Origin of the sequence: Yersinia ruckeri ATCC 29473, assembly GCF_000754815.1 — a bacterium.
Classification (GTDB): Bacteria; Pseudomonadota; Gammaproteobacteria; order Enterobacterales; family Enterobacteriaceae; genus Yersinia; species Yersinia ruckeri.
In genome coordinates, this window is record NZ_KN150747.1 from 1075452 (window position 1) to 1097644 (window position 22193).

A 22193-nucleotide genomic window follows, 5' to 3' on the forward strand; every position below is an offset into this window, starting at 1 on the left:
GGTTGATCCCACCAGTGAATAGGCAGGAAATATCATGGCAGGAAATGAAAATAATCTGATCTGGATTGATCTGGAAATGACCGGTCTCGATCCTGAGCGGGATCGAATCATTGAGATTGCAACGCTGGTTACGGATGCCAATCTTAATATTCTCGCGGAAGGGCCGGTTCTGGCCGTGCATCAATCCGATGAACAGTTGGCGTTGATGGATGAATGGAATGTGCGTACTCATACCGGTAGCGGCTTGGTTGAGCGAGTGAAAGCCAGCCCATTTAGCGATTCTGATGCGGAAATGCAGACCATTGCCTTCCTTGAGCAGTGGGTACCCGCAGGGAAATCACCTATTTGTGGTAATAGTGTCGGTCAGGATCGTCGTTTCTTGTTCCGTTATATGCCAGCGCTGGAAGCGTATTTCCATTATCGTTATCTGGATGTCAGTACCTTGAAAGAGCTGGCGCGTCGTTGGAAACCCGAGATACTACCGGGCTTTAAAAAGCAAAATACCCATCAGGCGTTGGACGACATCCGTGAGTCTGTGGCGGAGTTGGCCTATTATCGCGAGCATTTTATTCAGTTATAAGCCTGCTTAATGGACATCTTCCTGCATTAGTCACAGTAGACGGCGTTGGTTAACCGCGACATTTTGCTATGTGCAGGAAGCAAATTGTTATTGTTGGTGTATTATTAGTCTCTTGTCGCTGGCAAAAAGCACACATTGCTGATTTAATCAGCACTTGAATTAAAAAATGAATTTTTTGCGGCCAGGGGCTTGCAGCAAAACGGATTTCTCGTATAATGCGCACCCCGTACCGATGAAGAATTTCGCTAACTGGCGAGCTCGGATTCAGTATGTAGAGCGGGAATAGCTCAGTTGGTAGAGCACGACCTTGCCAAGGTCGGGGTCGCGAGTTCGAGTCTCGTTTCCCGCTCCAAATTTTTAAAAGTAGTGGCAGAAGCTAACAATGTCGGTGAGCACTCACTAACATATGTGATGCGGGAATAGCTCAGTTGGTAGAGCACGACCTTGCCAAGGTCGGGGTCGCGAGTTCGAGTCTCGTTTCCCGCTCCAATCTTCAGCCATGAATACCAATGCCGTCGAATGACAGCAGGGTGCATCAGCATCTCAATGCGGGAATAGCTCAGTTGGTAGAGCACGACCTTGCCAAGGTCGGGGTCGCGAGTTCGAGTCTCGTTTCCCGCTCCAATCTTTATCTCCATATCCAGAAAGTTATCCACAGTCACTTTGCCTGCTATTGAGTGCCTGTACACAGTGTGTATTAACTTCCTCAACAGACTTATCCACAGATTCTGTATTTTTTGTGTACTGATGCTAATTAAATCAATTATTATTGATCAATTTTAACCATTTGTTTTAAAAGCATATTTTTTTATGTGAAAACGTCGTAGTGATCACTTGCGCTTTTTTTCCCGCTTGATTGGCAACGCATTTTTATTTTTATGCACAGACTGGTTAGTTCAATTTTTGCGGAACCAAAAGGGTGGATAAGTGGTGGTCAAAAAATGTCATGCATCTCGTGGCAAGCCTTTCTCAATAGCTCGAACCAGTCGTTTCTTCTGTGATGATTGCACTTCCACGCCTTGTTCCGCACGTCGTGCCAGTTGCTGACTCACCGCCCAGCTAATATGCTCATCCAACATCGGATCGATGCCTTTACGGCTTTCCAGCGCCAATACAATCTCATCCTGATAAGCGGCATTACCTAAAGCCACGGAAATATTGCGCAACCAACGCAGGTGCCCAATACGCCGTATGGCGGAACCTTCTGTTACACGGAGAAATTTTTCTTCATTCCAGGCAAACAAATCCAGCAGCTTGGGAGTGTGCAGGATGGCTCGCGGGCTGAAATCTTCTTCATCGGTAAGCTGAGAGAATCGGTTCCATGGACAAATTAACTGGCAATCATCGCAGCCGTAGATACGATTTCCCATCAGCGGTCGAAACTCTTCTGGAATGGCACCTTCCAATTCGATCGTAAGATATGAAATGCAGCGACGGGCATCAACGGTATAAGGCGCAACGATAGCCGCGGTTGGACAAGTTGTCATGCAGGCCACACAACGGCCACACTGTTCTTCCTGCGGTGGGTCTACTGGCAGAGGTAAGTCGATCAATAACTCACCTAAAAAGAACCAGGAACCCGAATCGCGATTAAGAATGAGTGAGTGTTTACCAACCCAGCCAATTCCTGCTTTGGCGGCGAGTGAGCGTTCCATAATGGGTGCAGAATCGACGAATGGGCGGAAGTTGACGCCGGTTTCACTTGATATTTCCGCGCAATACCCCTGAATTTTATCACCCAGTTTCTTTAAGCGCTGACGCAATAGCTTATGGTAATCCCGCCCAAGGGCATAACGGCTGACATAGCCGAGATCCGGATTACTGAGCGTACTGGCGAATGCGGCTTTGGCTGGCAGATAATTCATTCGCACGCTGATAACTCGTAGCGTTCCTGGCAACAGTTCATGGGGTCGTGCGCGCAGCATGCCATGACGCGCCATCCACGCCATTTCGCCATGATATTGTTTATCCAACCACGCCTGTAGACGCGGTTCTTCCTGAGAAAGATCGGTATCGCAGATTCCAACCTGCTGGAAACCTAGCGATTGCCCCCATTGCTTGATATGTTGGGCTAATTGATTCAGATCGAGGGGGTGTGTCATGGCGGACCATAGTAATAAAAAAAACGGCCTTAGTTTACCACACTCTGTTTTTTCTGCGGACTGGGTCAGACAGCACGAAAGTATAGCCGCAGCCCACTTGTCGCTCTCTCTGTTTGAACTGATGGTCAGAGCGGGCAGCGCAGCCTTTGAACTGGCTCGCCAGTGGTATCCCGCCAGTCGGCACTGGCTGATTCTTTGCGGCCACGGCAATAACGGTGGTGATGGCTACATTGTAGCTCAATGCGCGTTGAATGCAGGCCTGACGGTGACGCTGATTGCCTGTGAGGGGAATCGCCCGCTGCCTGCCGAGGCCAGTCAGGCTCGTGAACAGTGGTTGTCTGCGGGAGGCATGATTCTTCCTCAGGAAAGTCTCTGGCCGCAGGATATTGATTTAATTATTGATGGGCTGCTGGGTACCGGTTTACGTGCCGCACCGCAGGGGAATTACGCCACGGTAATCGATATGGCTAACCGCCACCGCGCGCCCACCATTGCGCTGGATATTCCTTCCGGCTTGGGAGCTGATACCGGTGCTGCGCCCGGAGCGGTGATTCGGGCAGAACACACGTTGACTTTTGTGGCACTCAAGCCGGGATTATTAACGGGTCAGGCGCGCGATTGGGTAGGACAACTGCATTGTCATGACTTGGGGCTATCAGCGTGGTTTGATCACCAAATGTCACAAATTGAAAGGATTACCTCTGATAATCTGCCTGACTGGCTCAAACCTCGCCGCCCCTGCACTCACAAAGGTGAGCAGGGTCGTCTACTGTTAGTGGGGGGCGATAAAGGGTTTGGCGGCGCAATACGGATGGCCGCAGAAGCAGCTTTGCGCAGTGGTGCTGGTCTTGTGCGAGTACTTACTCACGTTGAGCACATAGCGCCTTTATTGGCTGCCCGTCCAGAGCTAATGGTACAGGAACTCAGTGATAATTTATTGACTGAGGCAATGGATTGGGCTGACGGTTGGGTGATTGGCCCAGGACTGGGGCAAGGTGATTGGGGGCAGAATGCTCTGAAAGTACTGCAAGAGAGTGATAAACCTGCATTATGGGATGCAGATGCTCTCAACTTACTGGCATTAAATCCTTATAGGCGTCAGAATCGGGTGTTGACTCCTCATCCCGGTGAGGCTGCACGTTTGCTCGACTGTTCCGTTGCTGAAATTGAAAGTGACCGCTTACTTTCAGTTCGAAGGCTGGTAGAGCAGTACGGTGGTGTGGTGGTGCTCAAAGGTGCCGGTACATTGATTGCTTGTGAACAGGGCGAAATGGCAATAGCCGATGTTGGAAATGCAGGCATGGCCACCGGAGGAATGGGCGATATTCTGTCTGGCATCATTGGCGGTTTGATAGTGCAAAAGCTGGTGCTGTATGATGCAGCCTGCGCGGGCTGTGTCGTTCACGGCGCAGCGGCAGACCAACTGGCTGAACAACAAGGCACCCGGGGTCTATTGGCGACAGATTTACTGCCAGTCATCCCGAACTACGTTAATCCTGAGTTAGCAAAATAGATATTAGAATGAAAGAACTCGTTTTACCTTTGCCTGATGAGGCAGCGACCGTTGCATTGGGTGCTCGTTTGGCGCAAGCCTTCGACGGTGCCAGCGTTATTTATCTATTCGGTGACTTAGGTGCCGGAAAAACCACATTCAGCCGTGGCTTCTTGCAAGCCCTCGGTCATCAAGGGCATGTGAAAAGTCCAACTTATACGTTGGTTGAGCCTTATACGCTCACACCTCGGCCAGTTTACCATTTTGATCTCTATCGACTGGCTGATCCGGAAGAGCTTGAGTTTATGGGCATTCGCGACTATTTCGATCAACAGGCCATTTGCTTGGTGGAGTGGCCACAGCAAGGCGTAGGTTTCCTGCCTGACCCTGATATCGAATTGCATTTGGCTTATCAGCCGCAAGGGCGAGAAGCCCGGCTGGTGGCTTTGTCCGACCACGGTGTGGATGTTCTGCACCGTTTAGCCGCTGCGCAAGGATAAACTGTCGATGATGCTGAGCTGGAGAGGCTTTATAGCCACTGCATTGTTGGTTGTTTCTAGCGTATTGACCGCACCGGCGGCGTGGGCGATGAAGTTAACCGATATCAAAGTGACCAATGGTTCCGGAGAAAGTCAGATAACCCTGAGTTTTGACGGTAAGCCTATTTACGCTTTCTTTCCGCTGACTGGGCCGGATCGCGTGGTGGTCGATATTCGTCAGAGCGGCAACCTTTCCGGTTTACCGCTGGAATTCAGCGGGCAGAATCTGCTGAAAAGAATTCGCTCCAGCCAGCCGAAAGACCCACAAAGCACCCGGCTGGTATTTGAACTGACGCAAAAAACCAAAACCCGTGCCGTCACGCAGCAAGTTGGCGGTAAATATAATGTGGTGTTTACCCTGAGCGCTGTTGGTGCGACAACCCGGCAAACTCAAACGGTGGCAACCTCGGTACGGGAAGCACCGAAAGTGGCGGGTAGCAATCCATTCAATAATAAAGCCACGGTGGTCACCAGCAGCCCGACGATTACCACCTCGTCAAACCGCCCAGTGAAAACGGCTAACTCAAGCACTAGCGATCGAATCGTTGTGGCGATTGATGCCGGTCACGGTGGCCAAGATCCCGGAGCGATCGGACAAAATGGTCTGAAAGAGAAGAATGTCACCATTGCCATTTCCCGTAAGCTGGAGTCATTGTTAAATAATGATCCAATGTTTAAGCCAGTACTGACGCGCAATGGTGATTACTTTATTTCGGTGATGGGACGCTCGGATGTGGCGCGTAAGCAGGCAGCAAATGTACTGGTTTCCATCCACGCCGATGCGGCACCTAACCGTAGCGCAAACGGTGCTTCGGTGTGGGTGCTGTCTAACCGTCGTGCGAACAGTGAAATGGGTAATTGGCTGGAACAGCACGAGAAGCAATCCGAGCTGTTGGGTGGAGCCGGCGATGTGCTTGCTAATACTTCCGCGGATCCTTATCTCAGCCAGGCGGTATTGGATTTACAGTTTGGCCATTCCCAGCGAGTGGGTTACGACGTGGCGGTGAAAGTGCTACGTGAGTTGCAAACCATCGGTTCTATTCATAAGCGTCGGCCGGAGCACGCCAGCCTAGGGGTGTTACGTTCACCGGATATTCCATCGTTATTGGTGGAAACCGGCTTTATCAGTAATGGTACGGAGGAGCGGCTGCTGGGCAGCAGTGCGTATCAGGATAAAATTGCTCAAGCGATTTACAAAGGCTTGCGCAGTTATTTCCTGTCGCATCCGCTACAAGCCGACCCAAAGGTCGAAAACCGCCCGCTGGGCGCAACAGCGGCGGTTAAAAGAGCAGCGCAACAACAAAGTGGCATAAATCAGCCTGGTCCAGTGATGAGTACCGCCAGCAGTGGAGGGAAAACCGCCGCCAGCAGTAAGTCTCAGATTCACGTGGTGAAGCGTGGTGAAACGCTATCCGGTATTGCCAGCCAGTACGGAGTCAGTATGGCGGCGATGCGCCAGAACAATACGCTGAGAAAAGATGTCGTATGGGTTGGCCAGCGTTTACGGATTCCAGCGGCAGGCACCACGGTGACTGCGGTTCCGACACCGCAGAAAACGGTAGCTTTAAAGAAAAGCAGTCCGGTCAAACCGATTAAGCATCAGGTGAAGCGTGGGGATACCTTATCCGCTATTGCGGCGAAATACGGCGTATCCCAAAGTGAAATCCAGCGCGTCAATAAACTTAAATCAGGTTCGGTGCAGCTCGGTCAAACGCTCACTATTCCACAGTCGTAACGGAAAGGAATTACCATGCCGATTCAGATATTACCGCCACAGCTTGCTAACCAGATTGCCGCCGGTGAAGTGGTTGAGCGGCCTGCATCGGTAGTCAAAGAATTGGTGGAAAACAGTCTGGATGCTGGCGCAACACGGATTGATATTGATATTGAACGGGGCGGCGCTAAATTAATTCGTATCCGTGATAATGGTTGCGGCATTGCCAAAGGCGATTTATCACTGGCGCTGGCGCGGCACGCTACCAGTAAAATCAGTTCGTTAGAAGATTTGGAAGCCATTCTCAGCATGGGGTTTCGCGGCGAAGCGCTAGCCAGTATCAGTTCGGTTTCCCGGCTGATGTTAACCTCTCGCACCGCCGAACAGAGCGAAGCTTGGCAAGCTTACGCTGAAGGGCGAGATATGGCGGTTACCATCAAACCCGCCGCACATCCTGTTGGCAGTACTCTTGAAGTACTGGATTTATTTTATAACACACCGGCGCGGCGCAAGTTTATGCGCACAGAAAAAACCGAATTCGGTCACATTGATGAAGTGGTGCGACGTATCGCGCTGGCGCGTTTTGATGTAGCGATTAACCTCAGCCATAACGGCAAGTTAGTACGCCAATACCGGGCAGCGCCCGATCCTTCCCAGCATGAACGTCGACTGGCCAGTATCTGCGGCCCCACTTTTCTGCAACATGCTTTGGCGATTTCATGGCAACACGGTGATTTAAGTATTCGCGGTTGGGTTGCCGATCCTGGCGCTGCCAGTACTGCCAGCGAGATGCAATATTGTTATGTGAATCACCGTATGATGCGCGATCGGCTGATTAACCATGCCATTCGTCAGGCTTATCAGGATTTACTGACCGGCGAACAGCAGCCAGCCTATGTGCTATATCTGGATATCGATCCACATCAGGTAGATGTTAACGTCCATCCAGCAAAGCATGAGGTGCGTTTCCATCAGGCCAGATTGGTACACGATTTTATCTATCAGGCCGTGACCACGGTCTTACAGCAGAGCGCAGAACCGGCGTTGATGGTTTCTGAACACGGAGAGATTGACGCGCCGCGTTGGCAACCGGAAAACCGAGTGGCGGCTGGTGGGAATAAATATGCCCAGCCACAGCCAGAGAAAGCCGTGTGTCAACGTGAATACACCGCGCCTTCGACAGCGGCTAATTCACCAGCGCGTGAGCGTACCGCTCCCGCCTATACGCCATCGGTGCCTTATCAAAAACAGCAGGGCGAGTTGTACCAAGAATTATTGAAACCGGCACCGGCCACAGAGCCACCGCTTGTTCAGGCAAGGAAAATGTTTGGCGATGAGCCGTTGCGCAGTGGGCTACACAGTTTTGGCCGCGTTTTGACTGTATTTCCACCCTGTTATGCGGTTCTCGAATATGGCGCTGGTTTGGCATTACTTTCACTGTCAGTGGCTGAGCGTTGGTTGAAGCAGGCGCAACTGAATCCTCCAACTGAGGGATTACGCCCACAGCCGCTATTGATTCCGCTTAAACTGACGTTAGATAAAACCGAAACTGCAGCCTGTAAGCATCACCAGAATTTATTGATTGCGATGGGAATTGAGTTGGCAATTGAATCGGGCCGGGCAACGCTGCGTGCGGTATCTTTACCATTACGCCAACAAAATTTACAAAAACTGATACCGGAACTGTTAGGCTATCTGTCGCAACACAAAGAGATGTCGCCAGAGGTACTTGCCACATGGATTGCTCGCCATCTTGGCAGTGAGCATGAAGTCTGGAATATATCCCAAGCGATACAATTATTGACGGATGTCGAACGTCTTTGTCCGCAGTTGGTGCAGTCACCCCCTGCTGGTCTTTTACAACCTATTGATATACAGGTCGCATTGGCAGCCCTAACCCATGAGTGAAATTAAGAATTTGAACCGGCCCCCTGCTATTTTCATTATGGGGCCGACTGCTTCCGGCAAAACAGCGCTTTCCATTGCGTTGCGGCAACGTTTGCCGGTAGAGCTAATTAGCGTGGATTCCGCGCTGATCTATCGTGGTATGGATATCGGTACTGCTAAACCCAGCGCAGAAGAGCTGGCGCTGGCTCCTCACCGTTTGATCGATATTCGCGATCCGGCTGAATCATACTCGGCCGCTGATTTTCGTAAAGATGCTCTTAAAGAGATGGACGAGATCACTGCTGCTGGGCGTATTCCGCTATTGGTCGGTGGTACTATGTTGTATTTCAAAGCATTATTGGACGGATTGTCCCCATTGCCTTCGGCCGATCCGGCCGTGCGTCAGCGCATTGAACAACAGGCCGCAGAACTCGGCTGGGAAAGGCTACACCAGCAGTTGGCTGAAGTTGATCCGGTTTCCGCCGCCCGGATTCACCCGAATGATCCCCAGAGACTTTCGAGAGCACTGGAAGTTTTTTTTATTTCGGGTAAAACTTTAACGGAACTGACTAAAATTTCGGGTGAAACCTTAGCTTATCAGGTTCACCAATTTGCGATTGCGCCTGCTAGCCGCGAGTTATTGCACCAGCGTATTGAATTACGTTTTCGTCAGATGCTGGATGCAGGGTTTGAAACTGAGGCTCGGGCGCTTTTTAACCGTGGAGATTTGCATACGGACTTGCCTGCCATTCGTTGTGTTGGCTATCGCCAGATGTGGTCTTATTTGTCTGGTGAGATTGATTATGACGAAATGGTTTTCCGCGGAATTTGTGCGACGCGTCAGCTGGCAAAGCGGCAAATAACCTGGCTACGAGGTTGGGATTCTGTTCATTGGCTTGACAGTGATAAGCCGGAACAGGCTTTAGACTCTGTAATACAGGTTGTTAGTGCATAGGTTGAATGATTGTGTACAATTGATTAGTACTCAGCGCGCAGATTTTTTTTACGCAGTTTATTTTCGAGCCAATAGGTTCTTAGTTAAAAACAACAAGCAAATAAGGAAAATATAGAATGGCTAAGGGGCAATCTTTGCAAGATCCGTTCCTGAACGCATTGCGTCGTGAACGGGTTCCGGTTTCTATTCATTTAGTGAATGGCATTAAACTGCAGGGCCAAGTTGAGTCTTTCGATCAGTTTGTCATTCTGTTGAAAAACACAGTTAGCCAGATGGTGTATAAGCACGCTATCTCTACTGTTGTTCCGTCTCGCCCGGTATCGCATCACAGCAATAATCCGAGTGGCGGCACTAATAATTATCATGGTAGTAATCCGTCTGCGCCGCAACAGCCGCAGCAGGATAGCGATGACGCTGAGTAAGGCGTATTGCTGGTCAACCATGACGGAGAACATAAGTCGCAGTCATGGCCTTATGTTCTCCGCACTCGCGGTTTTTACCCGTTTGAGAGGTAGCACGCTTGTTTGACCGTTATGAAGCCGGTGAGCAGGCCGTACTGGTTCACATCTATTTCTCGCAAGACAAAGACACAGAGAATCTCAGCGAATTTGAATCGCTAGTCTCTTCTGCCGGTGTTGAGGCATTGCAAATTGTGACGGGCAGTCGCAAAGCACCTCACCCCAAATACTTTGTCGGTGAAGGAAAGGCCGAAGAAATTGCAGATGCCGTTAAGGCCAGTGGCGCATCTGTTGTCCTGTTTGATCACGCACTTTCCGCCGCGCAGGAGAGGAATCTTGAGCGCTTGTGTGAATGCCGGGTGATCGATCGTACTGGATTGATTTTAGATATCTTTGCCCAACGGGCGCGGACTCACGAAGGTAAGTTGCAGGTTGAGTTGGCGCAATTGCGTCATATTGCAACACGACTGGTACGTGGCTGGACGCACCTTGAGCGTCAAAAGGGTGGGATTGGCCTGAGAGGGCCGGGGGAAACCCAACTTGAAACAGACCGCCGTTTGTTACGTGACCGCATCAGTTTGATCCTCAATCGCCTTGAGCGTGTGGCCAAGCAGCGCGAACAGAACCGACGTGCGCGTAATCGGGCTGAAATACCAACGGTTTCGCTGGTGGGATACACCAACGCCGGTAAGTCGAGTCTGTTTAACCGAATTACATCTGCCGATGTATACGCGGCTGATAAATTATTTGCCACGCTGGATCCGACGCTACGCCGTATTAATGTGGCAGATGTTGGTGATACGGTGTTGGCGGATACTGTAGGTTTTATCCGGCATTTGCCGCACGATTTGGTCGCCGCATTCAAAGCAACATTACAAGAAACGCGGCAGGCTTCGCTGCTATTGCACGTCATTGATGCAGCCGACCCTCGCGTCAGTGAGAATGTGGCTGCGGTGGAGACTGTGCTGGCAGAAATTGAAGCGGACGAAATTCCTACACTGTTAGTAATGAATAAAATCGATATGTTGGACGATTTCGAACCGCGTATCGATCGCAACGAAGAGAATCTGCCCATTAGGGTTTGGCTATCGGCCAAAACCGGTGCAGGTATCCCGTTGCTCTTTCAAGCGTTGACGGAGCGCCTTTCTGGTGAAATCGCACACTATGAATTGAGCTTACCGCCGCAGGCTGGCCGTCTACGTAGCCGTTTTTATCAGCTTCAGGCAATTGAAAAAGAGTGGATAGAAGAGGACGGAAGTATCGGTATGGTGGTTAGAATGCCTATCGTTGACTGGCGTCGTCTCTGTAAACAAGAGCAGGAGCTGGTCGACTACGTCGTTTAATTGACCCGCGTGGTTAATGAAAGAGTCGGATTTGATCGATCTTGTGAGATTGAGAGCCATTTTCTTTTTTATTGAGAAGATCGCTCTTGGCTTGAAGAAAACCAATCATAGAAGAATGGAGCTAAAACATGGCGTGGAATCAGCCCGGTAATAACGGACAGGACCGCGACCCGTGGGGGAGCAGCAATAATAATGGCGGCAACTCTGGCGGAAATAATAATAAAGGTGGCCGTGATCAAGGGCCGCCGGATCTGGATGATATCTTCCGTAAACTGAGCAAGAAACTGAGTAGTTTCGGCAAAGGTAGCGGGAGTGGCAACGGTAACAATGGCGCGACACAGAACCCTGGTTTCAGCGGGCGTATTGTGGGTATCGCCGTCGTGGCTGTGGTCGTCATTTGGGCCGCAAGTGGTTTCTATACCATTAAAGAAGCCGAGCGTGGCGTTGTGACACGTTTAGGTAAGTTAAGCCATATCGTGCAGCCAGGTTTGAACTGGAAACCGACCTTTATTGATGAAGTCATACCGGTGAACGTTGAATCTGTGCGTGAATTGGCTGCGTCAGGTGTCATGCTGACGTCCGATGAGAACGTGGTTCGCGTCGAAATGAACGTTCAGTACCGTGTCACTGACCCGGCAGCTTATCTGTTTAGCGTAACCGATCCTGATGATAGTTTACGCCAGGCAACGGACAGCGCAGTACGTGGTGTTATCGGTAAATACACCATGGACAAGATCCTAACCGAAGGCCGTACTATTGTTCGTAGCGATACTCAACGTGTGCTGGAAGAAACTATCCGTCCATACAACATGGGGATTACGCTGCTGGACGTCAACTTCCAGGCTGCGCGTCCACCGGAAGAAGTGAAAGCCGCCTTTGATGATGCGATTGCTGCCCGTGAAAACGAACAACAGTATATCCGTGAAGCAGAAGCTTATGCGAACGAAGTTCAGCCACGTGCAAACGGCCAAGCGCAGCGTCTATTAGAAGACTCTCGAGCTTATGCGGCACGTAAGGTATTGGAAGCGCAGGGTGAAGTCGCTGGTTTTGCTAAATTGCTGCCAGAGTACAAGTCTGCACCGGAAATTACCCGCGAGCGTCTGTATATCGAAACCATGGAAAAAGTTCTGGGCCATACCCGCAAAGTATTGGCTAGCGACAAGGGCAATAATCTGATGGTACTGCCATTGGATCAAATGCTGCGTGGACAGGCTGGTACGGATAAAGCCGAAGCCAATAAAGACTCGAGTCTGATTCGTTTGAATCCGTCTTCCTCTACGGCAAGCAGCTCGGATAAGAGCGCATCTAGCTCAAATTCTGGCTCTGTCATGGATCAGCGTCGGGCAAATGCCCAGCGTGACACTTCCACTCGCGTAGGGAGAGAATAATCAATGCGTAAGTCGATCTTATTCGTCGTGGCTGTGGTGCTGATTGCGCTCTATGCTTCGTTATTTGTGGTACAGGAAGGCCAGCGCGGGATTGTTCTGCGTTTCGGCAAAGTACTGCGCGATAGCGATAACAAGCCGTTGGTGTACGCACCAGGGCTGCATTTCAAGATTCCTTTCATTGAAACAGTGAAAACCTTGGATGCACGTATTCAGACCATGGATAGCCAGGCTGACCGCTTTGTAACCAAAGAGAAAAAAGACCTGATTGTTGACTCATACCTGAAATGGCGTATTAGCGATTTTAGCCGTTACTACCTGGCAACAGGCGGTGGCGATGTTTCACAAGCCGAAGTGTTATTGAAACGTAAGTTCAGTGACCGTCTTCGTTCTGAAATTGGTCGCCTGGATGTGCGCGATATCGTTACAGATTCCCGTGGTCGCTTGACCTTGGATGTACGTGACGCGTTGAATACTGGTACCGTCGGTGATGAAGCCGCGACGACAGAAGCAGATAATGCTATTGCTTCTGTCGCCGCGCGTGTTGAAGAGGAAACCCGCGGCAAACAGCCAGCGGTAAACCCAAATAGCATGGCCGCGCTAGGTATTGAAGTGGTTGACGTGCGTATTAAACAAATCAACCTGCCAGCGGAAGTTTCCGATGCGATTTTCCAGCGTATGCGTGCAGAACGTGAAGCGGTAGCTCGTCGTCACCGTTCACAAGGTCAGGAAGAAGCGGAGAAACTGCGTGCAACTGCCGACTACGAAGTCACTCGTACGTTAGCAGAAGCAGAGCGTCAGGCGCGTATTACTCGCGGTGGCGGTGATGCAGAAGCTGCTCGCTTGTTCGCTGATGCGTTTAGTAAAGATCCGGATTTCTATGCCTTTATTCGTAGCCTGCGTGCTTATGAAAATAGCTTCAACAGCGGTAACGATGTGATGGTGCTCAGTCCGGATAGCGATTTCTTCCGTTATATGAAATCGCCGGATAACTCCAGCAAACGTCCGTAAGGGTGTTGAACGTTTGATACAAGGCCCGTTAACGCGGGCCTTTTCTATTTGAGGAAGACAATGGACTCCACGATTTGGCTAGCACTGGGTTTGGTTCTGGTGCTGGAGGGGCTTGGCCCGATGTTGTATCCGAAGGCCTGGCGCAAAATGATTCAGGCGATGACACAGTTACCTGACTCGACTTTGCGTCGTTTTGGTGGTGGATTAGTGGTTGCAGGCTTCGTTATCTACTATATGTTGCGTACCCGGATGGGAGGCTGAATTTAAGCACAGAAACTGTGCAAGCTAGCGTTAAAAAGTACTGAAAGCACACGGACGAGATGTTAGAATCCTTTTTTAAGGCAACCTGGTGATTTAGAGATGGGTAAGAACGTCGTCGTACTGGGCACCCAATGGGGTGACGAAGGTAAGGGCAAGGTCGTCGACCTGCTGACTGAACGGGCTAAATATGTTGTGCGCTATCAAGGTGGGCATAACGCTGGCCATACTTTGGTTATCAACGGTGAGAAAACCGTTCTTCATTTGATTCCTTCAGGTATCTTGCGTGAAAACGTAACCAGCATCATCGGTAACGGTGTTGTACTGGCTCCTGACGCATTAATGAGAGAGATGACAGGGTTAGAAGCGCGCGGCGTACCGGTACGTGAGCGATTACTACTCTCTGAAGCATGCCCGTTAATCCTGCCATATCATGTGGCTCTGGATAATGCGCGTGAAAAAGCCCGTGGTGCAAAAGCTATTGGTACAACCGGTCGTGGTATCGGTCCTGCCTATGAAGATAAAGTGGCTCGTCGCGGTCTGCGCGTGGGCGATTTATTTAACAAAGAAACCTTCGCGACTAAACTAAAAGAAATTGTGGATTACCACAACTTCCAGTTAGTGCACTACTACAAAGTAGAAGCTGTTGATTACCAAGAAGTTCTGGATGGTGTTATGGCTGTTGCCGACATCCTGACCGGTATGGTTGTCGATGTTTCAGAACTGCTGGATAGCGCACGTAAGAAAGGTGAGTTGATCATGTTCGAAGGTGCCCAAGGTACCTTGTTGGATATCGATCACGGTACTTATCCGTATGTGACTTCGTCTAATACCACCGCAGGTGGTGTAGCAACAGGCTCTGGCCTGGGTCCACGTTATGTTGATTATGTACTGGGTATTATGAAGGCTTACTCTACCCGTGTTGGTGCAGGCCCGTTCCCAACCGAACTGGAAGACGACATTGGTAAATTCCTGCGTACGCAAGGTAACGAATACGGTGCCACTACCGGTCGTGACCGTCGTACTGGTTGGTTGGATATTGTGGCGGTTAAGCGCGCAGTTCAAATCAATTCACTGTCAGGTTTCTGCATGACCAAGCTGGACGTGCTGGATGGTCTGAAAGAAGTGAAAATCTGCGTGGGCTACCGTATGCCTGATGGCCGTGTAATGGATACAACACCATTGGCAGCCGACGATTGGGAAGGCATTGAGCCGATCTACGAAGTTATGCCAGGTTGGTCAGAAACCACCTTTGGTGTGAAAGAGTACGACAAGCTTCCTCAGGCCGCAGTAAACTACATTAAACGTGTAGAAGCGCTGACAGGTGTACCGGTAGACATTATTTCTACCGGCCCTGATCGTGACGAGACGATGATCTTGCGCGACCCATTTGATGCCTGATTGACAGCATTATCGTCAAATTAACGCTATCAAAACACTCAAACCGGGCTAATGCCCGGTTTGTTGTTCCTTCGGCAAGCTGTTTTTACGTCAAAAGCCTCACCCTCCACCTAAATGATTAGCCGCAGGCTTTGTGGCTGGTTTATCATTCAAAGAATACGTTTTTGTAAATAACACTTAGACTGGTGTCATCTCAGATAGGTTTAAGCAGAGTAAACTAATATTCAGGGGTATACGTGCAGTTAACAAGTTTTACTGATTATGGCTTACGGGCGCTCACTTACATGGCTTCGTTACCTCCGGGGCAGATGACCAGTATCTCTCAGGTGACTGAGGTATACGGGGTATCGCGCAATCACATGGTGAAAATTATCAACCAGTTGAGCCGAGCCGGATTAGTGACCGCTGTACGAGGCAAAAACGGCGGTATTCGGTTAGGCAAACCAGCTGAAAATATCCGCATAGGCGATGTCGTGCGCGAGCTGGAGCCGCTGTCGTTGGTAAACTGTTGCAGCGATTTCTGCCATATCACCCCTGCCTGCCGTCTGAAACAGGTGTTACATCAGGCTGTACAGAATTTCCTTAAAGAGTTGGACAACTATACTTTAGCCGACATGGTTAAAGATAACGCTCCACTCTACAAGTTATTACTTGTTGAGTAGTGTATTTGCTTAATAAATAACGTTTAGCAACCTGCTGATGACTACGGAGGAACCGCAATGTCACAAGATCCTTTCCTGGAGCGAGAAGCAGAGAAGTATGAATCACCGATCCCAAGCCGGGAGTTCATTTTAGAGCATCTCGCCAAACGTGAAACACCAGCCAGCCGTGAAGAGTTGGCTACAGAACTCAATTTATCAGGTGAAGAAGCTTTAGAAGCTCTGCGCCGTCGTTTGCGTGCGATGGAACGTGACGGTCAATTAGTCTTTACCCGCCGCCAGTGCTATGCCCTGCCTGAACGTCTGGATTTGTTACGTGGCACCGTAATTGGTCATCGTGACGGTTTTGGCTTCTTACGCATCGAAGGCAGTAAAGAGGATTTCTATCTGTCCTCAGATCAAATGAAAATGGCTATCCACGGTGACGTGGTACTGGCTCAGGCAATGGGGGCCGATCGTAAAGGTCGCCGTGAAGCGCGTATTGTGCGTGTTTTAGTGCCGAAAACCAGCCAGATTGTTGGCCGTTACTTTACCGATGCCGGTGTTGGTTTTGTGGTGCCGGATGATAGCCGTCTGAGCTTCGATATTTTGATTCCACCAGAATCCATCAGCGGTGCCCGTATGGGTTACGTGGTGGTGGTTGAGCTGACTCAGCGCCCGACGCGCCGCAGTAAGGCGGTGGGTAAAATTGTCGAGGTCCTGGGCGAAAATATGGGCACCAGCATGGCGGTTGATATCGCGCTACGCACCCATGAAATTCCTCATACCTGGCCACCACAGGTAGAAAAGCAAGTTGCAGATCTGAAAGAACAAGTCCCTGAAGAAGCTAAAAAAGGCCGGGTTGATCTGCGCGAACTGCCGTTGGTCACCATTGATGGTGAAGATGCCCGTGACTTTGATGATGCCGTATACTGCGAGAAAAAGCGCGGTGGAGGCTGGCGTCTGTGGGTAGCGATCGCCGATGTGAGTTACTATGTTCGCCCAGGAACGGCGCTGGATGCTGAAGCGCGTGCCCGTGGTAACTCGGTGTACTTCCCGTCGCAAGTTGTTCCTATGTTGCCAGAAGTGTTGTCGAATGGTTTGTGCTCATTGAATCCACAGGTTGATCGCCTGTGTATGGTGTGTGAGATGACCGTTTCTTCGCAGGGTAAACTGTCGTCTTATAAATTCTATGAAGCGGTGATGAGCTCCCACGCCCGTTTAACCTATACCAAGGTATGGCGGATTATTGATGGTGAAGAGTCGCTGCGTGAGCAATACAAGCCATTGGTACCGCATCTGGAAGAACTGCATGCGATGTACAAAGCGTTAGATCAGGCACGAGCCGAACGTGGTGGTATTGCTTTCGAAACCGAAGAAGCCAAGTTTATCTTCAACGCAGAGCGGCGCATTGAACGTATCGAACCTACGCTGCGTAACGATGCGCACAAACTGATTGAAGAATGTATGATTCTGGCCAACATTGCCGCCGCGCGTTTTGTGGAAAAACATAACGAACCAGCATTGTTCCGGGTTCACGATCGCCCAAGTGACGATCACATTTCCGCGCTACGTAGTGTGCTAAATGAACTGGGGCTTATTTTGGGTGGTGGGCTGAAACCACAGCCAAAAGATTATGCGGTATTGATGGATGAAATTGCCGACCGTCCTGACCACGAAATGCTGCAGACCATGCTATTGCGTTCGATGAAGCAGGCGATTTACGACCCGGAAAACCGTGGCCACTTTGGTCTGGCTCTGGCGTCTTATGGCCACTTTACTTCGCCGATTCGCCGCTATCCAGATCTGGCTATGCATCGGGCGATCAAATATCAGTTAGCCAAAGAACACGGCACGCTAAAAGATCGTTGGACACCAACTGGCGGTTGGCACAGCGATTATGACGACATGCTGCAGTTGGGTGAGCACTGTTCCATGACTGAACGCCGGGCTGATGAAGCCACGCGTAACGTTGCGGATTGGTTGAAGTGTGACTTCATGCAAGATCAGGTCGGTAAAGTATTTACCGGGATTATTGCCAGTGTGACAGGTTTCGGTTTCTTTGTGCGTCTGGATGATTTGTTTATTGATGGTTTGGTACACGTTTCCAGTTTGGATAACGATTATTACCGCTACGACAATATCGGCCAGCGTCTGATCGGCGAGTCTTCCGGCGTAGTCTATCGTTTAGGTGACACCGTTGAGATTCGTGTCGAAGCAGTGCATATGGATGAGCGTAAAATCGACTTTGCTTTGGTTTCCAGCACGCGTAAACCGCGTGGCGAAGGAAAAACGGCCAAAGATAGAGAGAAGAAAGTGGGTCAACGAACCCTACGTGGCAGCGCACCTGCGCGTCGCGAGGGGGGGCAATCTCGTCGTGGCGCTGATGGTGCACCGGTAGGAAGTGGGCAAAAACGTAATCGCCGGGGTAAAAAACCAGCCAATTTCGAGCCTGACAGCGCTTTCCGTCCTGATGCAGAAAAACCTGCGGCTCCAACTGAGAAAAAGGCCAAAAGCAAAAAGGCGTCAGATAAAACCCGCAAGATTGCAGCGGCGACTAAAGCCAAACGCAGCAGAAAAAAGAGCACCAGCTAGCATCCGCAGGGCGACCCCGTCGCCCTGATAAAGCTTAACCCTGTGTTATGCATAATTTAATCAACGGCAGGTAATCTGTTTTATCTGTCGATACATGTAAAAAGAGCATCATGAGCGAAATTATTTACGGTATTCATGCCGTCAAAGCCCTGTTAGAACGCGATCCACAGCGTTTTCTGGAAGTTTTTATCCTGAAAGGACGCGATGACCGCCGTTTACAACCGGTGGTTGCCGAGTTGGAGGCTACGGGTTTGGTGGTGCAGGTTGCCAGCCGCCAGTGGTTGGATTCTCAGGTTGAAGGTGGTGTTCATCAGGGGATCGTGGCGCGTGTACGCGAAGGTCGCCAGTATCAGGAAAACGATCTACCGGGTTTATTGGCCAGCGTAGAATCACCTTTTCTACTGGTTTTGGACGGCGTGACCGATCCACATAATTTGGGTGCCTGCCTGCGTAGTGCTGATGCCGCTGGTGTACATGCGGTGATTGTACCTCGTGACCGTTCCGCCCAGCTTAATGCTATAGCTAAAAAAGTGGCCAGCGGTGCAGCAGAGAACGTTCCTTTAATTCGAGTCACTAATCTGGCGCGAACACTGCGTGTATTACAGGAAAATAACGTCTGGATCGTCGGCACCGCAGGTGAAGCCGACCACACTTTATATCAAAGCAAAATGACTGGGCCAATGGCGTTGGTTATGGGTGCTGAAGGTGAGGGGATGCGACGTCTAACCCGTGAACATTGCGATGAATTAATCAGTATTCCGATGGCGGGTACTGTGTCTTCATTGAACGTCTCGGTTGCGACTGGCGTGTGTCTATTTGAAGTGGTGCGCCAGCGTAGTCTGAACGCCAAGTCTTAATTGACCCAGTATCATAAGAATGTAAAAAGCCAGCTCTGATGAGCTGGTTTTTTTTGTCGGTATAAAATCCCATGTTAGGAAAAGGGTTATTGGTTAGTACAGCGGACATATTGGCTTGCGATGGGTAAAGTTGTTCATGGTGTGGGAGCACACCAATAATGTAGTGGTTCACGGCGCGGATACTGTCATTTTAATAAAAGATAATAAAAAATAATTATAATTAATTATGTGTAATAAAAATAAATTTAAATAATCAATTATAATTATATATATTATCTATTTATCTATATGTTTGTTTTTAGATGATTATTTATGGCATTTCATTTGAGATAAGTCTTCATCTTTTGTTTACTTTTTTATATTCCTGTAATCATTAAATGGGTATTAGTATTATGAAAATAAATAAAATAGCGACATTTATCTTATCTGCCACCTTACTGCCTTCAGCTTTTTCAGCAACACCCGCCCCAAGCAGTGCAGAAATAAAAGTCACTGGTTCAATTGTTCCGGGGGCTTGTATTCTTGAAGTGCCGGGTAATGCTCTTAATTATGGTATGCTGAAAATTGACGAGTTAACCGTTGAAGATAATGGGCTTATTACACTTGAGAAAAAATCATTAGACTATCGGATCACTTGCCCACAAAGGACTGCGGTGAAAATTAAATTAACCGATCATCGCAGTGACACTATCCCTGATAAATTGAAGGATAGTAATATGTTTGGTTTGGGTAAGGGAATATTTAAAGATGGAGTGGAAGTTGGCTTTGGTGGTTATCAGGTTCAGTTGGACAAGTTGATCGTCGATGGTAATGTAGCCAGCTTGGACAGTGCTGAAGAGTATATTTCTCCGAATCAATCTGTTTCGTATCAACTAAATAATATCAATGCTACCGGTAAAAGTTTTACAGGGAGATATAATATTAAACCACAAATTATTAACTTAGAAGACTTTAACATCTCCACGGGAATTAAACTTGATGGTTTGGTTACCATGGATGTGGAGTATTTCTAAAAACTGATTAAACTCATTGTTTGCCGCTATCTTAGCGAAAATTAAAAGTAAAATTGATAATTAATTTACTGCCAATGAGTTTGTTTAACTAGTTTTTATTTATGTAGCATAGCTATTCCATATAAAAATATAAATATATGTGAAATACAAATGGTTATAGCTGTGCTCAGTCTCTGACTCTCTAATAATTAAATGAGTTATTATGATTAAAATTAAAAAAATTTCTCTATTGATATTATCTGCAGCTTTATTACCTAGTGCTTTTTCTGCCGATATTCCTCAATCGGAAAGTGATATTAGTGTGACCGGTTCAATTTCTCCAGGATCTTGCAATATTAATATTGATGGTGGAAATATTGATTATGGAGATATAGCAGGAGTGCAGTTACTTAGCACAGCAGGCCCCTTTCATAAGCTAGAAGCGAAAGAAATCAATTATTCTATTATTTGCCCTCAAGAAACAAGAGTGAAAATGATCTTTACTGATAGTAATCAAGATACTGTACATAAAGATTTAGCCGTGAAGGGGCATTTTTTTGGGTTAGGATCGGGAACAGATAATTTGGGTGGGGCAATAGGGATTGGTGGTTATACCATCAGTTTAAAAAACCTTGAAGTGGATGGAAGAGCAACCAAAAAAGATATAAATAACATTGTCCCTAATTATGTTTATAGGTATGATTTTCAACAGTTTTTTAGTAAAAATAACGCTAAAGTATTTACTGGAACCTATCGTATTACTCCCCATATTTCCACCAAAAATAATATTAGTTCAGACTCGGAAATTAAATTAAATGGTTCTGTAATTATGGGGGTAGAGTATTACTAATATAGTTACTTGGCCTGCTATTGAATAGTCAATACCCTCTGTATGGGAATGAAATAGAGTACTAAGAAGTGATTTTTTGCTTTTTATTTTATTGCTTATTATCTTATTTTCCCAGTGATAGTGACTCAGTCATCGGTGTGAAATGCCGCTAGATGCTGGCGAAGGTGATAGGTCAGTGATAATCGAACACCGGCAGTTAGTGCTGTTAGAATTATCGTGCCTAAAATACCTGGGTTTTTAGCGGTACTGGTTGTACTAAATCATGAGCTAAGTAAGTTGATGGTGGATTATTTTTTTTGCTTTTTCCTGAAATTACAATAATTTTCGGGAGGTAGACTCATATCTAGCAATAAATAATCATTAAAAATCGTTTTTTATTATTAATGTATTTGGTGTGTGGGTATATTCCACTCACGGAATAAATTAATCAAATTTATCTCTGGCTTTAACGTTGGGTTACAACATAAGGATGTTGTTTTTATGGAAATGAAACAAAAGTGGGCATTTATTTTCTTTGCTAGCTTATTCCCCCCTGCTTTGGCAGTAAAGCCAACGTTATCGACAACAGAATTTAAAGTTAGCGGTGAAATTAACCCTGGAGTTTGTAGTGTTAATATTCACGGAGATGGTGTGCATTATGGCAATATGTTTTTAAAAAATGTCTCATCAATCACCAGTGATGAAATAGAACTAGGGACTAAAAGTATCGCTTATTCTATCCAGTGTCCGCAGAAAGCTCAGGTTTGGTTGATGTTGGATGATAACTATGCTGGAGCGGTTCCTGAGTTATGGGGAGATAAATATTTTGGGTTAGCACCAGGAAAAAGTAAGGATGGCGAAAATATCAATCTTGGTGGCTATCAAGTGACATTAACAGAACTTTACATTGATGGAGATTCTGCCGGTCTTGTCAATGACATGGCAGGGAAGCCTATCACCCCAGGTCGATTTGTTGTCTATAGCATGGATAAAATAATAACCACTGGCAAAGTCTTCACTGGATTATTTAATGTTAAAGCAAAAATAATCAATCCAAAACTAATTGATATGGATTCAGCGGTTAATTTTTCCGGTTCGGCAAGAGTGACAATATCATATTATTAAATATTGTTATGTTAAAGTATATTTCTACTTGA

Annotated in this window: 19 protein-coding genes and 3 tRNA genes; 21 read left to right on the forward strand and 1 reads right to left on the reverse strand. The window is 48.1% G+C overall.

Going from position 1 to position 22193, the window contains the following annotated elements; translation table 11 throughout:
• The first annotated feature begins 34 nt into the window (after positions 1-34).
• The 4 genes from orn to DJ39_RS04760 all read left to right on the forward strand — a co-directional run bounded on the left by orn (position 35) and on the right by DJ39_RS04760 (position 1204).
• Entirely contained in the window at positions 35-580 is a 546-nt protein-coding gene (orn, locus tag DJ39_RS04745; RefSeq protein WP_004722476.1) for an oligoribonuclease, read from the forward strand.
• Between the two features lie 276 nt (positions 581-856).
• Positions 857-932, forward strand: a tRNA-Gly gene (locus DJ39_RS04750).
• 61 nt (positions 933-993) lie between these two features.
• Positions 994-1069, forward strand: a tRNA-Gly gene (locus DJ39_RS04755).
• A 59-nt stretch (positions 1070-1128) separates the two neighbouring features.
• Positions 1129-1204: transfer RNA gene (locus tag DJ39_RS04760), tRNA-Gly, on the forward strand.
• 320 nt (positions 1205-1524) lie between these two features.
• Here DJ39_RS04760 and queG read toward each other — a convergent pair.
• The gene (queG, locus tag DJ39_RS04765) at positions 1525-2682 is read right to left on the reverse strand and encodes a tRNA epoxyqueuosine(34) reductase QueG (RefSeq protein WP_004721903.1); all 1158 of its coding nucleotides are present in this window, start codon (positions 2680-2682) and stop codon (positions 1525-1527) included.
• Here queG and nnr point away from each other — a divergent pair.
• The 17 genes from nnr (at position 2681) to DJ39_RS04850 (ending at position 22161) form a co-directional block, all read left to right on the forward strand.
• Positions 2681-4195 (forward strand): bifunctional ADP-dependent NAD(P)H-hydrate dehydratase/NAD(P)H-hydrate epimerase, encoded by a 1515-nt coding sequence (nnr, locus tag DJ39_RS04770; protein ID WP_038251195.1) that lies wholly within the window; start codon positions 2681-2683, stop codon positions 4193-4195. The two genes, queG and nnr, sit on opposite strands and share 2 nt — an antisense overlap.
• Positions 4196-4203: 8 nt before the next feature.
• Entirely contained in the window at positions 4204-4674 is a 471-nt protein-coding gene (gene tsaE / locus DJ39_RS04775) for a tRNA (adenosine(37)-N6)-threonylcarbamoyltransferase complex ATPase subunit type 1 TsaE (protein WP_004721907.1), read from the forward strand.
• A gap of 7 nt (positions 4675-4681) precedes the next feature.
• The gene (amiB, locus tag DJ39_RS04780) at positions 4682-6448 is read left to right on the forward strand and encodes an N-acetylmuramoyl-L-alanine amidase AmiB (RefSeq protein WP_004721910.1); all 1767 of its coding nucleotides are present in this window, start codon (positions 4682-4684) and stop codon (positions 6446-6448) included.
• A 15-nt stretch (positions 6449-6463) separates the two neighbouring features.
• Positions 6464-8335 carry a DNA mismatch repair endonuclease MutL gene (mutL, locus tag DJ39_RS04785; RefSeq protein WP_004721911.1) on the forward strand — a complete coding sequence of 624 codons (1872 nt, stop codon included), beginning with the start codon at positions 6464-6466 and terminating at the stop codon, positions 8333-8335.
• Positions 8328-9269 carry a tRNA (adenosine(37)-N6)-dimethylallyltransferase MiaA gene (miaA, locus tag DJ39_RS04790; protein ID WP_038241864.1) on the forward strand — a complete coding sequence of 314 codons (942 nt, stop codon included), beginning with the start codon at positions 8328-8330 and terminating at the stop codon, positions 9267-9269. The genes mutL and miaA overlap by 8 nt, the downstream gene beginning before the upstream one ends.
• A gap of 116 nt (positions 9270-9385) precedes the next feature.
• The gene (hfq, locus tag DJ39_RS04795) at positions 9386-9691 is read left to right on the forward strand and encodes an RNA chaperone Hfq (protein WP_004721916.1); all 306 of its coding nucleotides are present in this window, start codon (positions 9386-9388) and stop codon (positions 9689-9691) included.
• A gap of 98 nt (positions 9692-9789) precedes the next feature.
• Complete coding sequence (gene hflX / locus DJ39_RS04800) at positions 9790-11070, forward strand: ribosome rescue GTPase HflX (RefSeq protein ID WP_004721918.1); 1281 nt, start codon at positions 9790-9792, stop codon at positions 11068-11070.
• A 128-nt stretch (positions 11071-11198) separates the two neighbouring features.
• The gene (gene hflK, locus DJ39_RS04805; protein ID WP_004721920.1) at positions 11199-12458 is read left to right on the forward strand and encodes an FtsH protease activity modulator HflK; all 1260 of its coding nucleotides are present in this window, start codon (positions 11199-11201) and stop codon (positions 12456-12458) included.
• Between the two features lie 3 nt (positions 12459-12461).
• Positions 12462-13466 (forward strand): protease modulator HflC, encoded by a 1005-nt coding sequence (hflC, locus tag DJ39_RS04810; protein ID WP_004721921.1) that lies wholly within the window; start codon positions 12462-12464, stop codon positions 13464-13466.
• Positions 13467-13526: 60 nt separating this feature from the next.
• Positions 13527-13727 (forward strand): DUF2065 domain-containing protein, encoded by a 201-nt coding sequence (locus DJ39_RS04815; RefSeq protein WP_004721924.1) that lies wholly within the window; start codon positions 13527-13529, stop codon positions 13725-13727.
• A 99-nt stretch (positions 13728-13826) separates the two neighbouring features.
• Positions 13827-15125 carry an adenylosuccinate synthase gene (locus tag DJ39_RS04820; RefSeq protein WP_004721925.1) on the forward strand — a complete coding sequence of 433 codons (1299 nt, stop codon included), beginning with the start codon at positions 13827-13829 and terminating at the stop codon, positions 15123-15125.
• Between the two features lie 236 nt (positions 15126-15361).
• Entirely contained in the window at positions 15362-15787 is a 426-nt protein-coding gene (gene nsrR / locus DJ39_RS04825) for a nitric oxide-sensing transcriptional repressor NsrR (RefSeq protein WP_004721927.1), read from the forward strand.
• Between the two features lie 57 nt (positions 15788-15844).
• On the forward strand, positions 15845-18358 hold the full coding sequence (rnr, locus tag DJ39_RS04830) for a ribonuclease R (protein WP_004721928.1): 2514 nt from the start codon (positions 15845-15847) through the stop codon (positions 18356-18358).
• Positions 18359-18468: 110 nt separating this feature from the next.
• On the forward strand, positions 18469-19215 hold the full coding sequence (gene rlmB, locus DJ39_RS04835; RefSeq protein WP_004721931.1) for a 23S rRNA (guanosine(2251)-2'-O)-methyltransferase RlmB: 747 nt from the start codon (positions 18469-18471) through the stop codon (positions 19213-19215).
• Between the two features lie 392 nt (positions 19216-19607).
• Positions 19608-20228 carry a DUF1120 domain-containing protein gene (locus DJ39_RS04840; RefSeq protein ID WP_038241860.1) on the forward strand — a complete coding sequence of 207 codons (621 nt, stop codon included), beginning with the start codon at positions 19608-19610 and terminating at the stop codon, positions 20226-20228.
• Positions 20229-20430: 202 nt separating this feature from the next.
• A complete protein-coding gene (locus DJ39_RS04845; protein WP_004721934.1) occupies positions 20431-21057 on the forward strand; it encodes a DUF1120 domain-containing protein in 627 nt (208 codons plus the stop codon).
• Positions 21058-21537: 480 nt separating this feature from the next.
• A complete protein-coding gene (locus DJ39_RS04850; protein WP_038251196.1) occupies positions 21538-22161 on the forward strand; it encodes a DUF1120 domain-containing protein in 624 nt (207 codons plus the stop codon).
• Positions 22162-22193 lie beyond the last annotated feature (32 nt).

Coding starts and splice junctions, on each gene's coding strand:
- orn (WP_004722476.1), top strand. CDS start 35: ATGGCAGGAAATGAAAATAATCTGATCTGGATTGATCTGGAAATGACC.
- nnr (WP_038251195.1), top strand. CDS start 2,681: ATGGCGGACCATAGTAATAAAAAAAACGGCCTTAGTTTACCACACTCT.
- queG (WP_004721903.1), bottom strand. CDS start 2,682: ATGACACACCCCCTCGATCTGAATCAATTAGCCCAACATATCAAGCAA.
- tsaE (WP_004721907.1), top strand. CDS start 4,204: ATGAAAGAACTCGTTTTACCTTTGCCTGATGAGGCAGCGACCGTTGCA.
- amiB (WP_004721910.1), top strand. CDS start 4,682: ATGATGCTGAGCTGGAGAGGCTTTATAGCCACTGCATTGTTGGTTGTT.
- mutL (WP_004721911.1), top strand. CDS start 6,464: ATGCCGATTCAGATATTACCGCCACAGCTTGCTAACCAGATTGCCGCC.
- miaA (WP_038241864.1), top strand. CDS start 8,328: ATGAGTGAAATTAAGAATTTGAACCGGCCCCCTGCTATTTTCATTATG.
- hfq (WP_004721916.1), top strand. CDS start 9,386: ATGGCTAAGGGGCAATCTTTGCAAGATCCGTTCCTGAACGCATTGCGT.
- hflK (WP_004721920.1), top strand. CDS start 11,199: ATGGCGTGGAATCAGCCCGGTAATAACGGACAGGACCGCGACCCGTGG.
- hflC (WP_004721921.1), top strand. CDS start 12,462: ATGCGTAAGTCGATCTTATTCGTCGTGGCTGTGGTGCTGATTGCGCTC.
- DJ39_RS04815 (WP_004721924.1), top strand. CDS start 13,527: ATGGACTCCACGATTTGGCTAGCACTGGGTTTGGTTCTGGTGCTGGAG.
- DJ39_RS04820 (WP_004721925.1), top strand. CDS start 13,827: ATGGGTAAGAACGTCGTCGTACTGGGCACCCAATGGGGTGACGAAGGT.
- rnr (WP_004721928.1), top strand. CDS start 15,845: ATGTCACAAGATCCTTTCCTGGAGCGAGAAGCAGAGAAGTATGAATCA.
- rlmB (WP_004721931.1), top strand. CDS start 18,469: ATGAGCGAAATTATTTACGGTATTCATGCCGTCAAAGCCCTGTTAGAA.
- DJ39_RS04840 (WP_038241860.1), top strand. CDS start 19,608: ATGAAAATAAATAAAATAGCGACATTTATCTTATCTGCCACCTTACTG.
- DJ39_RS04845 (WP_004721934.1), top strand. CDS start 20,431: ATGATTAAAATTAAAAAAATTTCTCTATTGATATTATCTGCAGCTTTA.
- DJ39_RS04850 (WP_038251196.1), top strand. CDS start 21,538: ATGGAAATGAAACAAAAGTGGGCATTTATTTTCTTTGCTAGCTTATTC.